Origin of the sequence: Streptomyces sp. LN549 (genome assembly GCF_043203805.1) — a bacterium.
In the GTDB taxonomy this organism is placed as follows: domain Bacteria; phylum Actinomycetota; class Actinomycetes; order Streptomycetales; family Streptomycetaceae; genus Streptomyces.
Genome location: NZ_JAZHRI010000002.1, coordinates 2,391,937 through 2,405,970, shown reverse-complemented (window position 1 = coordinate 2,405,970; position 14,034 = coordinate 2,391,937). Strand labels below are relative to the sequence as shown.

At 71.8% G+C, this 14,034-nt stretch carries 11 protein-coding genes; 2 read left to right on the top strand and 9 right to left on the bottom strand.

The window, feature by feature from the left end; genetic code table 11:
- Positions 1-28: 28 nt before the first annotated feature.
- Positions 29-928 carry a TIGR01777 family oxidoreductase gene (locus tag SH922_RS10620; RefSeq protein WP_393057266.1) on the bottom strand — a complete coding sequence of 300 codons (900 nt, stop codon included), beginning with the start codon at positions 926-928 and terminating at the stop codon, positions 29-31.
- 55 nt (positions 929-983) lie between these two features.
- On the opposite strand from SH922_RS10620, the gene SH922_RS10615 reads away from it, so the two are divergent.
- Positions 984-1,511, top strand: coding sequence for a GNAT family N-acetyltransferase (locus tag SH922_RS10615; protein ID WP_393057264.1), 528 nt, complete (start codon positions 984-986; stop codon positions 1,509-1,511).
- Between the two features lie 16 nt (positions 1,512-1,527).
- On the opposite strand, the gene SH922_RS10610 is transcribed toward SH922_RS10615, so the two are convergent.
- The 7 genes from SH922_RS10610 to SH922_RS10580 all read right to left on the bottom strand — a co-directional run bounded on the left by SH922_RS10610 (position 1,528) and on the right by SH922_RS10580 (position 12,057).
- Positions 1,528-2,049, bottom strand: coding sequence for a DUF4240 domain-containing protein (locus SH922_RS10610; protein WP_393057262.1), 522 nt, complete (start codon positions 2,047-2,049; stop codon positions 1,528-1,530).
- 60 nt (positions 2,050-2,109) lie between these two features.
- Positions 2,110-3,087 (bottom strand): helix-turn-helix transcriptional regulator, encoded by a 978-nt coding sequence (locus tag SH922_RS10605; RefSeq protein ID WP_393057260.1) that lies wholly within the window; start codon positions 3,085-3,087, stop codon positions 2,110-2,112.
- A gap of 143 nt (positions 3,088-3,230) precedes the next feature.
- A complete protein-coding gene (gene aceE / locus SH922_RS10600) occupies positions 3,231-5,900 on the bottom strand; it encodes a pyruvate dehydrogenase (acetyl-transferring), homodimeric type (protein WP_393057258.1) in 2,670 nt (889 codons plus the stop codon).
- Between the two features lie 268 nt (positions 5,901-6,168).
- On the bottom strand, positions 6,169-6,792 hold the full coding sequence (locus tag SH922_RS10595) for a GntR family transcriptional regulator (protein ID WP_148017657.1): 624 nt from the start codon (positions 6,790-6,792) through the stop codon (positions 6,169-6,171).
- A 147-nt stretch (positions 6,793-6,939) separates the two neighbouring features.
- Positions 6,940-8,724, bottom strand: coding sequence for a 2-oxoglutarate dehydrogenase, E2 component, dihydrolipoamide succinyltransferase (gene sucB, locus SH922_RS10590; RefSeq protein WP_393057255.1), 1,785 nt, complete (start codon positions 8,722-8,724; stop codon positions 6,940-6,942).
- 61 nt (positions 8,725-8,785) lie between these two features.
- A complete protein-coding gene (gene lpdA / locus SH922_RS10585; RefSeq protein ID WP_393057253.1) occupies positions 8,786-10,174 on the bottom strand; it encodes a dihydrolipoyl dehydrogenase in 1,389 nt (462 codons plus the stop codon).
- A gap of 329 nt (positions 10,175-10,503) precedes the next feature.
- Positions 10,504-12,057, bottom strand: a complete 1,554-nt coding sequence (locus tag SH922_RS10580) for a leucyl aminopeptidase (RefSeq protein WP_393057251.1) — start codon at positions 12,055-12,057, stop codon at positions 10,504-10,506.
- A gap of 242 nt (positions 12,058-12,299) precedes the next feature.
- Here SH922_RS10580 and SH922_RS10575 point away from each other — a divergent pair, with 242 nt between their 5' ends.
- Entirely contained in the window at positions 12,300-13,157 is an 858-nt protein-coding gene (locus SH922_RS10575; protein ID WP_393057249.1) for an endo alpha-1,4 polygalactosaminidase, read from the top strand.
- Positions 13,158-13,176: 19 nt separating this feature from the next.
- Here the strand turns inward: SH922_RS10575 and SH922_RS10570 are convergent, their stop codons facing one another.
- Positions 13,177-13,956 (bottom strand): adenosylcobinamide-GDP ribazoletransferase, encoded by a 780-nt coding sequence (locus SH922_RS10570; RefSeq protein ID WP_393057247.1) that lies wholly within the window; start codon positions 13,954-13,956, stop codon positions 13,177-13,179.
- Between the last annotated feature and the right edge of the window lie 78 nt (positions 13,957-14,034).

Sequence of the window (14,034 nt, the reverse complement as noted above, 5' to 3'; positions counted from 1 at the left end):
GACGGAGGACGGTTCTTGGGGTGCGGGATCAGCGCAGCGCCGCCCGGATGGCGGCGTCGATCCCGGGGAAGGCGAAGGCGAATCCCGAGTCCAGCAGCCGCCCCGGCAGCACCCGCTGACTGCCCAGCACGTCCTCGGCGAAGTCGCCCAGGGCGATCCGCAGCGCCGGCGCGGGAGCGGTGAACAGGGTGGGCCGACGCAGTACCCGTCCCATCGCCGCCGTCACCTCGCCGTTGGTGACCGGGGCCGGCCCGGTCAGATTCACCGGCCCGGACAGCTCCGGGGTGTCCAGAACGTGCCGCAGCGCCGCGATGTGGTCGTGCAGCGCGATGAAGCTCCAGTACTGCCGCCCGTTGCCGAGCCGGCCGCCGAGCCCCGCGCGGAACAGCGGGAAGAGCCGTCCCCAGGCGCCGCCCTCCCGGGCCACGACCAGCCCGGTGCGCGCGTGCACGGTCCGCACCCCGGCCTCCTCCGCGGCGGCCGTGGCTTCCTCCCACTCCACGCACACCGACGGCAGGAAACCGTCGCCGGGCGGTGCGCCCTCGTCGACCGCACGGTCCCCGGTGTCGCCGTAGAAGCCGATCGCGGACCCGGACAGCAACACCTTCGGCGGAACGTCCAGCGAGGCGACGGCCTCCGCGATCGCGCCCGTGCCCAGCACCCGGCTGTCCCTGATCTCGCGCTTGTACGCCTCGGTCCAGCGGTGGTCGCCGACCCCGGCCCCGGCGAGATGGACGACGGCGTCGCAGCCCACAAGACCGGCCACGTCCACGTAACCCCGCTTTGGGTCCCACTCCACCTCGTCGCCCGACCGGGCCGGGCGCCGGACCAGCCGGACCACCTCGTGCCCGTCGGTCCGCAGCGAGCGCACCAGCGCCGCTCCGATGAGTCCGGTCGATCCGGTGACAGCGATACGGGAGTGCGGCATGGAACCCATCCTGCCCCATGGTTCACGCGATACGGGGCATGGCACAGTGGCGCCCATGGCTGAGCCCTCCACCTTCACCGCGCCGTCCGTCCGCCTCGCCGTTCCCGACGACGGCCCCGCCCTCGGGGAGCTCGACCGGAGCACCTGGTCGACGCTGCACGCCGTGCAGCCGCGCCCGCAGCCGCCGTACGCGCCGTTCTTCGACGACCGGCACCGGCCGGAGGGCATCCTGGTCGCCGAGGACGTGAACCCGGTGGGGGAGACGGTCCTGGCCGGTTACGTCCGGGTGGTGCCGCCCACCCCGCTGGCCTGCAACGCGCATGTCCGGCAGATACAGGGCCTCGCCGTGGCCGGCTGGGCGCGCGGCCGCGGCATCGGGCGCTCGCTGATACGGACCGCGTGCGCGGCGGCACGGGCCGATGGGGCGAACCGCCTCACCCTGCGGGTCCTCGGCCACAATGCACCCGCCCGCGCGCTGTACGAGGCGGAGGGGTTCACCGTCGAGGGCGTGCTGCGCGGCGAGTTCTTCCTGGGCGGGCGTTACGTGGACGACGTGCTGATGGGCCGTCCGCTCAGCCCGTGACCGGGCTTCCCGCGTCTCACGCCGCGCCGAAGCGCTCCCACAGCACGGGCAGCCGTGCCGCCAGGGCCGCGTCGTCCTCCAGTCCGAGCGGGGTGCCCTCCGGCTCGGCGGTCTGGGGCGGCAGCCCGAGATCCGGCGCGACCACCCCGGTGAGCTGCTCGTACGCCTCGTCGGCGGCGTAGCCCAGTTCCTCGGCGTCCCCGTCCAGCTCCTCGTCGAAGTCGTCGAGGAGTTCGGCCAGGCTGTCCGGATCGTGCACCGCGCCCTCGAAGACCTCCCGGCCCTGGCCGATCAGCCAGCAGCGGAAGTAGTCGAAGGCGTCGTCGCTCGCCCCGCCGAGCAGCACACTGGCGGCGGCCCACAGGTCCCAGCGGTACGCCCGGTTGTAGCGGGCCTCGAAGTGCCGGGCGAAGTCCAGCACGGAATCGGGATCGAGCTGCACCAGCCGTTCGACGAGCAGGTCGGCATGGTCCTCGGGGTCGCCGTCGGCGGCCTCGCGGGTGCTGTCGACGATCTCCCAGAATTCCGTCTCGTCCATCACGGGTCCAGCATCTGCCTCGGAGACGGCCGATGCACGCCCAGACGCCGAAATGAAGCCTTACGGCCTCACATAGAGCGCGTGAAGCGCCTCGGCCGCCGATGCGAACCTGCTGCGCAGGGCGGCCGGCTCCAGGACCTCCAACTCCGGTCCCAGGGCCAGTAGCTGACCGTACGCGACGTCCAGGGACTCGACCGGCAGGGTGACCGTGATCCATCCGTCGGGGCCGGGCGGGCCGGACGCGGCCAGGGCGTCCTGGGCGGCGCCGCGGTCCACGGCGTGCGGCAGCCGGCGCACGGCCGTCTCCGAGAGCCGCAGCGTCACCTCGGTCCGCAGGATCGACCGTGCGAACTGGGCCGCCCGCTCGTCCCAGAAGGCGGGCAGATCGAAGCTCTCGTCCCGGACGAACCGGGTGTCCGACACGGCCACCGCCGTGAAGCGGTCGATCCGGTACACCCGGAAGTCGTCCCCCGTCCGGGCGCAGAGGTACCAGACCCCGGCCTTCAGGACGAGCCCGTACGGTGCCAGCTCGCGCTCCACCTCGGCGTCCCGGCCGGCCCGGCGGTAGCGGGCGTGGACCGTGCGGGCGTCCCATACGGCCTCGGCCACGACGGGCAGGAGCGCGGGGGTGGCCGGTTCCTGGTACCAGCCGGGTGCGTCCAGGTGGAAGCGCTGGGAGGCGCTGGCGGAGGCGTCCCGAAGGGAGGGGAGGAGGGCCGCCGACACCTTCAGCCGGGCGGCGGACGCCGCGTCCTCCAGGCCCATCTCGCGCAGCGCGGAGGGCAGGCCGGAGAGGAAGAGCGCCTCGGCCTCGTCACGGGCGAGACCGGTCAGCCGCGTGCGGTACCCGCCGACGAGGCGGTAGCCGCCCGCCCGTCCCCGGTCCGCGTAGACCGGGACCCCGGCCTCGGACAGCGCCTGGGCGTCGCGGGTGATGGTCCGCTCGGACACCTCCAGCTCCTGGGCGAGCTCGGCGGCGGTCATGGCGGGGCGGGACTGCAGAAGCAGGACCATTTTGATGAGCCGGGCAGCACGCATGCGGCCATTGTGGCCGTGGATCCGACCGGCAAGCCCGTCCGGCGATCGAGGACAACGCCTCCGCCGGACGGGCTGGGTGTGGCCTCAAGCGCCGGCCGGGCTCGAAAGACGTCCTCAATCGCCGGACGGGCTTGATTTCGCCGTCAGAGCCCGTAGCGCTCGCGGGCCTCCTTGACCGCCGACGCGGGCACCTCGCCGCGGCGGGCCAGCTGGGCCAGGGCCGCGACGGCGATCGACTGGGCGTCGACGCCGAAGTGGCGGCGGGCCGCGTCACGGGTGTCGGAGATGCCGAAGCCGTCCGTGCCGAGCGAGGTCCAGTCCTGCTCCACCCACTGGCTGATCTGGTCCGGCACCTGGCGCATCCAGTCGCTGACCGCGAGGACCGGACCCGGTGCGCCTTCCAGCGCCTGGGTCACGTACGGCACCCGCAGCTCACCGCGGAGCAGCGCCTCGTCGCACTCCAGCGCGTCGCGGCGCAGCTCGCCCCACGAGGTGGCGGACCAGACGTCGGCCGTGACACCCCAGTCCGCGGCCAGCAGCTCCTGGGCCTCCAGGGCCCAGTGGATCGCCGTACCGGAGGCCATCAGCTGCAGGCGCGGCGCGTCCGCCGTCGCGGGCGTGCCCTCCTTGAAGCGGTAGAGGCCCTTGAGGATGCCCTCCTCGACGCCGTCCGGCATCGCGGGCTGCGGCTTCGGCTCGTTGTAGACCGTCAGGTAGTAGAAGACGTTCTCGGCCTCGGGGCCGTACATCCGGCGCAGACCGTCCTGGACGATCACCGCGATCTCGTACGCGAACGCGGGGTCGTAGTTGAGCGACGCCGGGTTCGTGGACGCGATCAGGTGCGAGTGGCCGTCCGCGTGCTGGAGGCCCTCGCCCGTCAGGGTCGTACGGCCCGCCGTGGCGCCGACCACGAAGCCGCGGCCGAGCTGGTCGCCGAGCTGCCAGAACTGGTCGCCCGTGCGCTGCCAGCCGAACATCGAGTAGAAGATGTAGAACGGGATCATCGGCTCGCCGTGCGTCGCGTACGACGTGGAGGCGGCGATGAAGTCGGCCATGGCGCCGGCCTCGGTGATGCCCTCGTTGAGGACCTGGCCGTCCTTGGCTTCCTTGTAGTACATCAGCTGGTCGCGGTCGACCGGGTCGTACGTCTGGCCCAGCGGCGAGTAGATGCCGGCCGACGGGAACAGCGCCTCCATGCCGAAGGTGCGGGCCTCGTCGGGGACGATCGGAACCCAGCGCTTGCCGGTCTCCTTGTCCCGCATCAGGTCCTTGGCCAGGCGGACGAACGCCATCGTGGTGGCCAGCTCCTGCTTGCCGGAGCCCTTCTTCAGCGCGGCGAACGCGCGCTCCTCGGGGGCGGGCAGCGTCACCGCGTGCACCCGGCGGGCCGGGGCGGGGCCGCCGAGGGCGGCACGGCGCTCCTGGAGGTAGCGGACCTCGGGGGAGTCGGCGCCCGGGTGGCCGTAGGGCACCAGGCCCTCGTCCAGTTTCGAGTCCGGGATCGGCAGGTCCAGCAGATCGCGCATGGCGCGGAACTGCTTGCCGTCCAGCTTCTTCATCTGGTGGTTGGCGTTGCGCGACTCGAAGCCCGGGCCGAGCGTGTAGCCCTTCACCGTCTGCGCCAGGATCACCGTCGGCGCACCCTTGTGCGCCAGGGCCGCCCGGTACGCCGCGTACACCTTGCGGGCCTCGTGGCCGCCGCGCGAGGTGTGGAAGCACTCGGCGATCTTCGCGTCGGTGAGCAGCTTCGCCAGTTCGGCGAGCGCGGGCTCGGTGCCGAAGAAGTGCTGGCGGATGTAGGCGACGTCGCGGGTGGCGTACGTCTGGAACTGGGCGTCCGGGACCTCGCGGAGCCGGCGCACCAGCGCACCCGTGGTGTCGAGCTGGAAGAGCTCGTCCCAGGCGGTGCCCCAGAGCGTCTTGACGACGTTCCAGCCGGCGCCGCGGAAGGCGCCCTCAAGTTCCTGCACCACGCGGAAGTTGGCGCGGACCGGACCGTCGAGGCGCTGCAGGTTGCAGTTGATGACGAAGGTCAGGTTGTCGAGCTGCTCACGCGCCGCGAGGGCGAGGGCGGCGGTCGACTCGGGCTCGTCCATCTCGCCGTCGCCCAGGAAGGCCCAGACGTGCGAGTTCGACGTGTCCTTGATGTTGCGGTTGGCCAGGTAGCGGTTGAAGCGCGCCTGGTAGATCGCCGAGAGCGGGCCGAGGCCCATCGACACGGTGGGGAACTCCCACAGCCAGGGCAGCCGCCGCGGGTGCGGGTAGGACGGCAGACCGTCGCCGCCCGCCTCCTGGCGGAAGTTGTCGAGCTGCTGCTCGCTGAGCCGGCCGTCGAGGAAGGCGCGGGCGTAGATGCCGGGGGAGGCGTGGCCCTGGATGTAGAGCTGGTCGCCGGAGCCGTCCCCCTCCTTGCCGCGGAAGAAGTGGTTGAAGCCGGTCTCGTACAGCCAGGCCGCCGAGGCGAAGGTGGCGATGTGGCCGCCGACGCCGAAGCGGGAGCCACGGGTCACCATCGCGGCCGCGTTCCAGCGGTTCCACGCGGTGATCCTGGACTCCATCTCCAGGTCGCCGTCGAAGGCGGGCTCCGCGGCGGTGGGGATGGAGTTGACGTAATCGGTCTCCAGCAGCTTGGGCAGCGCGAGACCGGCGCCCTCGGCGTGCTGGAGCGAGCGGCGCATCAGATACGCGGCACGGTGCGGGCCCGCGGCCTTGGTGACGGCATCCAGGGAGGCCGCCCATTCAGCGGTCTCCTCCGGGTCGCGGTCCGGGAGCTGGTCGAGCTCGCTCGGAAGCTTTCCTACGGGGTCGGTCATGATCGCCGCCTTCCGGTGAGGAGGGGGGTGGAGAAGTCCCTGACTGGCAGGACAGGGCGATGGGGCCGGTGGGCCCGCGGAGTGAACTGTAAGGCTCCGATCGATGATCGATCAAAGGATGAAAGGCAAAACTTCTCGATATGAAGAAAGTGGCATGGGGTGCCGCGAAATGGGGCACGGAGTGACGGGATCTATCAGACAAAAGGGGCGCTCGCCTGCACAGGCGAGCGCCCCTCACGACACATGCGCACCGCGCCGCGCGCCGGCCTCAGGCGCGCGGCGCGCAGCCGAGTACATGGGCCTTGACCAGCACTCCGATGTCCGGGTCCTTCCGCAGGAACGCCTCGATGAGTGCCTCGTGCTCCTCGGCGTACGACTTCTGCACCGTGCCCAGCCAGCGGATCGAGAGCGCCGTGAACACCTCGATGCCCAGCCCCTCCCAGGTGTGCAGCAGAACGGCGTTGCCGGCCGCCCGGACCATCTCCCGGTGGAAGCCGACCGTGTGGCGCACCTGCGCCTCGCCGTCGGCCAGCCGGTCCGCCTCGTACAGGGCCGTCACATGCGGGGCGAGCAGCGAGCAGTCCTCGCCGAGCCCCGGGGCCGCGAGCTCGGCGGCGATCTGCTCCAGGCCGGCCCGTACCGGGTAGCTCTCCTCCAGATCGGCCGCGGTGAGGTTGCGGACCCGGACGCCCTTGTTGGGCGCCGACTCGATCAGCCGGAGCGTCTCCAGCTCGCGCAGCGCCTCGCGCACGGGCGTCTGGCTGACCTCCAGCTCGGTGGCGATGCGCCGCTCCACGATCCGCTCACCCGGCTTCCAGCGCCCGCTGACGATCCCGTCCACGATGTGCTCGCGGATCTGTTCGCGCAGCGAGTGGACGACGGGCGGGGTCATGAGGGGCTCCTTCGGGGCAAACCGGTGCTGCCTGCACCAACTCGGCGGCCGGAGCGACCGGTGGTGTCTAGACAATACGGCGGCGCCCCCGCCCGGGAGTGTTCCGGACGGGGGCGCCGCTGGTGAGGCTTGTTACAACTGCGGTGCTCAGAGGCCGAGCTCGACCTCGAACTCACCGGCCTCCAGGATCGCCTTGACCGCGGTCAGGTAGCGGGCGGCGTCCGCGCCGTCCACCAGACGGTGGTCGTAGGAGAGAGAGAGGTACGTCATGTCGCGGACACCGATGACGGTGCCCTCCTCGGTCTCGATGACCGCGGGACGCTTGACGGTGGCGCCGATGCCCAGGATGGCTGCCTGGTTCGGCGGCACGATGACGGTGTCGAACAGCGCACCGCGCGAGCCGGTGTTGCTGATGGTGAAGGTGGCACCGGACATGTCGTCCGGCGTCAGGCCGCCACCACGGGCCTTGCCGGCCAGCTCGGCGGTCTTCTTCGAGATGCCGGCGATGTTGAGGTCGCCCGCGCCCTTGATGACCGGGGTCATCAGGCCCTTCTCGGCGTCCACGGCGATGCCGATGTTCTCCGAATCGAAGTACGTGATCGTGCCTTCGTCCTCGTTGATCCGGGCGTTGACGACCGGGTGGGCCTTCAGCGCCTGGGCGGCGGCCTTGACGTAGAACGGCATCGGGGAGAGCTTGACGCCCTCACGGGCCGCGAAGCCGTCCTTGGCCTTGTTGCGCAGCTTCATCAGCTTGGTGACGTCGACCTCGACGACCGACGTCAGCTGGGCCTGCGAGTGCAGCGCCTTCATCATGTTCTCGCCGATGACCTTGCGCATGCGGGTCATCTTGACCGTCTGACCGCGCAGCGGGGACACCTCGAGCTTCGGCGCCTTGGCGGCGGCCGGAGCGGCGGCGGCCGGAGCCGGAGCGGCAGCGGCGGCCTTGGCGGCCTCCGCGGCGGCGACGACGTCCTGCTTGCGGATACGGCCACCGACACCGGTGCCCTTGACCGCGCCCAGGTCGACGCCGTTCTCGGCGGCGAGCTTGCGGACCAGCGGCGTGACGTACGCGCCGTCGTCACCGGAGGTCGCGGCCGGAGCGGCCGGGGCCACCGGGGTGACCGGAGCCGGGGCGGCGGCGGGCGCCGGGGCGGCCGGGGCCGGAGCTGCGACCGGCGCGGCGGGAGCCACCGGAGCCGGCGCCGGGGCGGCCGGTGCGGGGGCGACCGGAGCCGCAGCGGGGGCCGGGGCAGCGGCCGGAGCCGGAGCGGCGGCCGGAGCCGGAGCGGCAGCAGCCGGAGCGGCGGCCGGGGCGGCACCGGGAGCACCGATGACGGCGAGCTTGGCGCCGACCTCGGCGGTCTCGTCCTCGGCGACGACGATCTCCAGCAGCACACCGGAAACCGGGGCCGGGATCTCGGTGTCGACCTTGTCCGTGGAGACCTCGAGGAGGGGCTCGTCCTCAGTGACCTCCTCGCCGACCTCCTTCAGCCAGCGGGTGACGGTGCCCTCGGTGACGCTCTCGCCGAGCGCCGGAAGGGTGACGTCGGTGCCGGAGGCACCACCGGCGGGGGCGGCGGCCGGAGCCTCGGCCGCGGGGGCCGGAGCGGCTGCGGGGGCCTCGGCGGCCGGCGCCGGGGCCGGGGCGGCCTCGGGCTCGGCGGCCGGCGCCGCAGCGGCCGCGGGGGCGCCCGTGCCGTCGTCGATGACGGCCAGCTCGGCGCCGACCTCGACGGTCTCGTCCTCGGCGACCTTGATGGAGGCCAGGATGCCGGAGGCGGGGGCCGGGATCTCGGTGTCGACCTTGTCGGTCGACACCTCGAGCAGCGGCTCGTCGGCCTCGACGCGCTCGCCCTCGGCCTTCAGCCAGCGGGTGACAGTGCCCTCGGTGACGCTCTCGCCGAGCGCCGGAAGGGTTACGGAAACCGACATGGTTTCAGTTGCTCCTAACGAAAATGCGGAAGTGGTCGGTCGTCGCGCCCGGTCGACTGAATCAGTCGTGGGAGTGCAGGGGCTTGCCGGCCAGGGCCAGGTGGGCCTCGCCGAGCGCCTCGCTCTGGGTCGGGTGGGCGTGGATGAGCTGCGCGACCTCTGCCGGCAGCGCCTCCCAGTTGTAGATCAGCTGGGCTTCGCCGACCTGCTCGCCCATACGGTCACCGACCATGTGGACGCCGACCACGGCACCGTCCTTGACCTGGACGAGCTTGATCTCGCCCGCGGTCTTGAGGATCTTGCTCTTGCCGTTGCCCGCGAGGTTGTACTTCAGCGCGACGACCTTGTCCGCGCCGTAGAGCTCCTTGGCCTTGGCCTCGGTGATACCGACGGAGGCGACCTCGGGGTGGCAGTACGTCACCCGGGGCACACCGTCGTAGTCGATCGGAACGGTCTTGAGACCGGCCAGGCGCTCCGCCACCAGGATGCCCTCGGCGAAGCCGACGTGGGCGAGCTGGAGGGTCGGGGCCAGGTCGCCCACGGCCGAGATCGTCGGAACGTTCGTCTGCATGTACTCGTCGACGAGGACGTAGCCGCGGTCCATCGCGACGCCGGCCTCCTCGTAGCCGAGACCCTGCGAGACCGGGCCGCGGCCGATCGCGACCAGCAGCACCTCCGCCTCGAAGGTCTTGCCGTCGGCGAGGGTCACGCGGACGCCGTCCTGCGTGTACTCGGCGCCCTGGAAGAACGTACCGAGGTTGAACTTGATGCCGCGCTTGCGGAACGCGCGCTCAAGAAGCTTCGAGCTGTTCTCGTCCTCGACCGGCACGAGGTGCTTCAGGCCCTCGATGATCGTGACGTCGGTGCCGAAGGACGTCCACGCCGAGGCGAACTCGACGCCGATGACGCCGCCGCCCAGGACGATGGCGGACTTCGGCACGCGGTCCAGCTTCAGCGCGTGGTCCGAGGAGATGATGCGGTTGCCGTCGATCTCCAGACCCGGGAGCGACTTCGGCACGGAGCCGGTCGCCAGGAGCACGTGGCGGCCCTCGATGCGCTGGCCGTTCACATCCACCGAGGTGGCGGAGGAGAGACGTCCCTCACCCTCGATGTAGTGCACCTTGCGGGAAGCGATGAGACCCTGCAGACCCTTGTACAGGCCTGAGATCACATCGTCCTTGTACTTGTGGACGGCCTCGATGTCGATGCCCTCGAAGGTGGCCTTGACGCCGAACTGGCCGGCCTCGCGTGCCTGGTCGGCGATCTCGCCGGCGTGCAGCAGGGCCTTCGTGGGAATGCAGCCGTTGTGCAGGCAGGTGCCGCCGACCTTGCCCTTCTCGATCAGAGCGACGTCCAGGCCCAGCTGCGCTCCGCGCAGGGCCGCGGCATAACCGCCGCTACCACCGCCGAGGATCACTAGGTCGAAAACGGTGCTGGCGTCGTTCGCCACGTCACGTCCTCCATGCATGTGCGCCGGATGCCGGGCCCCGTCATCGGGGTGTGACCGGCCGGTCGGCTGGTGTTCGGCCGCTTTTGTCATTCGGCCCTGTGGTGGGGGCCCTGTCCTGCCGAGAACCCATCTTCGCACTTGTTGACGGTGGGCGGGACGCGGGGCCCGTGTCTGAGACGGATGATCGTCCGTCCCAGTGGGTTACCGCTGCGTAGGGACGTACGGATTTCGTCGAGAGCGAAACCTCGCCCGGCCCCTGCGGCGGTGCCGTGGATGCAACACGTACGGCCCCGGACGTATGCCCGGGGCCGTACATCAGAGCCTGCCGCTCAGCCGAGGTCTCCGGCCGCGGTGCGCTCCGCCAGCTTCACCAGGGTGCGGACCGCGGATCCGGTGCCGCCCTTCGGTGTGTAGCCGTACGGGGCGCCCTCGTGGAACGCCGGGCCCGCGATGTCCAGGTGCGCCCAGGCGATGCCCTCGCCCACGAACTCCTGCAGGAACAGACCGGCCACCAGGCCGCCGCCCATCCGCTCGCCCATGTTGGCGATGTCGGCGGTCGGGGAGTCCATGCCCTTGCGCAGGTCGGCCGGGAGCGGCATCGGCCAGGAGGCCTCGCCGACCTCTTCGGCGATCTCGTGGATCGAGGTACGGAAGGCGTCGTCGTTCGCCATGATGCCGAAGGTGCGGTTGCCCAGGGCCAGCACCATCGCGCCGGTCAGGGTCGCCACGTCGACGATCGCGTCCGGGTTCTCCTCGGAGGCGCGGGTCAGCGCGTCGGCGAGGACGAGCCGGCCCTCGGCGTCCGTGTTGAGGACCTCGACGGTCTTGCCGCTGTACATGTGCAGCACGTCACCGGGGCGGGTGGCGTTGCCCGACGGCATGTTCTCGGCGAGTGCGAGCCAGCCGGTGACGTTGACCCGCAGGCCCAGACGGGCGGCCGAGACGACGGCCGCGAACACGGCGGCGGCGCCGCTCATGTCGCACTTCATCGTCTCGTTGTGGCCGGCCGGCTTCAGCGAGATGCCGCCCGAGTCGTAGGTGATGCCCTTGCCCACAAGGGCCAGGGTCTTCTCCGCCTTCGGGTGCGTGTAGGCGAGCTTCACCAGGCGCGGGCCGTGGGTCGAGCCCTGGCCGACGCCCAGCAGGCCGCCGTATCCGCCCTTGACGAGAGCCTTCTCGTCGAGCACCTGCACCTTGATGCCGTGCTCCTTGCCCGCGGCGGTGGCCACGGCGGCGAAGGACTCGGGGTACAGGTCGTTCGGCGGGGTGTTGATCAGGTCGCGGGCGCGGTTGATCTCCTCGGCGACCGCGACGGCGCGCTCGGCGGCGGCCTTGAAGGCCTTGTCGCGCGGCTTGGCGCCCAGCAGGGCGATCTCGCCGAGCGGCAGCTTCGGGCCGTTGGCCTTGGCGCCCTTGGGGGCGAGCTTGTTCTCGCCGCCCTGGTAGGCGGTGAAGGCGTACGCGCCCAGCAGCGCGCCCTCCGCGATGGCCTCGGCGTCCTCGACGGAGCCGATGGGCAGGGCGAAGCCGGCCTTCTTCGAGCCGCTGAGCGAGCGGGCGGTACTGCCCGCGGCGCGGCGCAGCGCCTCGGCGTCGTACGCGCCGTCCTTCTCGGGGACCGGGCCGAGCCCGGCCGCGATGACGACCGGGACCTTCAGGCCGTCGGGCGCGGGCAGCTTGGTCAGTTCGCCCTCGGCACCCGAGGCGCCCAGGGTCGCCAGGACGGCGGCGAGCTTCCCGCCGAACGCCTTGTCGACGGCCTCGGAGCCCGGTGCGAGGACCAGGTCACCGGACTTGGAACCGGCGCCCTTGGCGACGCCGACGACGAGCGCGTCGGCGCGCAGCGTCGCCGCACCGGCAGTGCTGAGAGTGAGAGCAGTCACGGTGGTGAAATCTCGCTTCCGTTGAGTTCTTTGTCGGTCGAGGGGTGGGCCGACCGTGCCCGGCGCATCGTAGACGCCGCCGCGATGTGCCGGGAATGAGCCTACGCGCGCCTTTGCTGCCCGATTACGGCGGCGGGCCGTCAGTGCGCCGGAGCAGTCGTACGGTTGTCACGCCGGGATGATCTTCCCGGCGGAACGGACCGCGAACGAAACGGTGTTGGCGGACAGACCCTGGGGGAACGATGGACGACCGGATGGCCGCACGGGCGACCGGCCGGACGGCGGCGCTGCCCGTCACCGTACTGATTCTGTTGGTGATGCTGGCCGGCTGCACCTCGGCACCCGGATCCGCGCAGTCGTCCGCCCCCTCCGGACGGTCCGCCGCGGCGCGCTGGCAGCCCGAGCCGGGCACCGACTGGCAGTGGCAGCTCTCCGGCCGGCTGGACACGACCGTGGACGCCCCGGTGTACGACATCGACGGCTTCGACCACGACGCGGCGCAGGTGGCGGAGCTGCACCGCAAGGGGCGCAAGGTCATCTGCTACCTGTCCACGGGTGCCTGGGAGGAGTTCCGCCCGGACGCGGCGAAGTTCCCCACGGCGGTCCTCGGCAAGGGCAACGGCTGGAAGGGGGAGCGCTGGCTCGACATCCGGCGCACCGACGTCCTGGAACCGTTGATGGAGAGCCGGATCTCCATGTGCGCGAAGAAGGGCTTCGACGCGGTCGAGCCCGACAACATGGACGGCTACCGCAATCCGAGCGGCTTCCCGCTGACCGCCGCCGACCAATTGCGCTACAACCGGCTCATCGCCCGCGTCGCGCACCGCCACCACCTCGCCGTCGGCCTGAAGAACGACCTGCCCCAGATCCCCGAGCTGGTGGGCGACTTCGACTTCGCGGTCAACGAACAGTGCGCCCAGTACGAGGAGTGCGAGGAGCTCTCCCCGTTCGTGAAGGCGGGCAAGGCGGTCTTCCACGTGGAGTACGAGCTGCCCGTGGCGCGGTTCTGCGCACAGTCCCGGCAGCTGGGGCTGAGCTCGCTGCTCAAGAAGTACGAGCTCGGCGTCTGGCGTGTGCGGTGCCCGGCGGCGGGGGTCTGACGGAACGCCGGGCGGGAGCTCAGCCGAGGGCCAGTCCCACCAGCGTCACCGTCGCCGCCGTCTCCGCCAGTGCCCCGAACACATCCCCGGTCACCCCGCCGAAGCGCCGCACGCAGTGCCGCAGCAGCAACTGGGCCACCGTCAGAGAGGCCAGGGCGGCGAGGGCGTACCGCAGCGCCCCGTATCCGCCGAGCAGCGCGCCGGCGCCCGCGCAGACCGCCACCGTCAGGGCTGCGGCCGCCACCGCGCCGGCGGCCGGGACCGTGCCCGCGACCGCCGCGCCCAGCCCGTCCGGGCGGGCCGCCGGGACGCCGCGGCGGGAGGCCAGCGTGAGCGCGAGCCGGGCGACGGCACCCGACGCGGCGGCCGCCACCGCACCCTGCGCCCAGCCCTGCGCGTACAGCTGCTGAAGGACCGCCACCTGGGCGAGCAGCACGAACAGCAGGGTGATCACACCGAACGGCCCAATGTCCGACTGCTTCATGATCCGCAGCGCGTCGTCGGCCGGCTTGCCGCTGCCCAGACCGTCGGCGGTGTCCGCGAGGCCGTCGAGGTGCAGCCCCCGGGTGAGGGCCGCCGGCACCGCGGCGGAGGCGACCGCGGCGAGCAGCGGACCCGAGCCGAACAGCAGGAACAGGCTGCCGGGCACCGCCGCGAGGACGCCGACGACGAGGCCGGTGAGCGGGGCGCACAGCATTCCGGCCCGCGCGGTCTCGCGATCCCAGCGGGTGACGCGGACGGGGAGCACGGTGAGGGTGCCGAAGGCGAAACGAAGGCCGTGGCTGTTCAGGGAGGTCACGGCGCGCAGGCTAATCGGTGGGCGCGACCGCTAGATTGTCCAAAACGGCACAGAGTGGTGCCCAATCGGCTTATCGGG

Bases quoted from the DNA above. Each gene is read 5' to 3' on its own strand.
- SH922_RS10620 (WP_393057266.1), bottom strand. From the start codon at position 928: ATGCCGCACTCCCGTATCGCTGTCACCGGATCGACCGGACTCATCGGA.
- sucB (WP_393057255.1), bottom strand. From the start codon at position 8,724: ATGTCGGTTTCCGTAACCCTTCCGGCGCTCGGCGAGAGCGTCACCGAG.
- SH922_RS10610 (WP_393057262.1), bottom strand. From the start codon at position 2,049: ATGGACGAGACGGAATTCTGGGAGATCGTCGACAGCACCCGCGAGGCC.
- aceE (WP_393057258.1), bottom strand. From the start codon at position 5,900: ATGACCGACCCCGTAGGAAAGCTTCCGAGCGAGCTCGACCAGCTCCCG.
- SH922_RS10605 (WP_393057260.1), bottom strand. From the start codon at position 3,087: ATGCGTGCTGCCCGGCTCATCAAAATGGTCCTGCTTCTGCAGTCCCGC.
- SH922_RS10615 (WP_393057264.1), top strand. From the start codon at position 984: ATGGCTGAGCCCTCCACCTTCACCGCGCCGTCCGTCCGCCTCGCCGTT.
- SH922_RS10575 (WP_393057249.1), top strand. From the start codon at position 12,300: ATGGACGACCGGATGGCCGCACGGGCGACCGGCCGGACGGCGGCGCTG.
- SH922_RS10595 (WP_148017657.1), bottom strand. From the start codon at position 6,792: ATGACCCCGCCCGTCGTCCACTCGCTGCGCGAACAGATCCGCGAGCAC.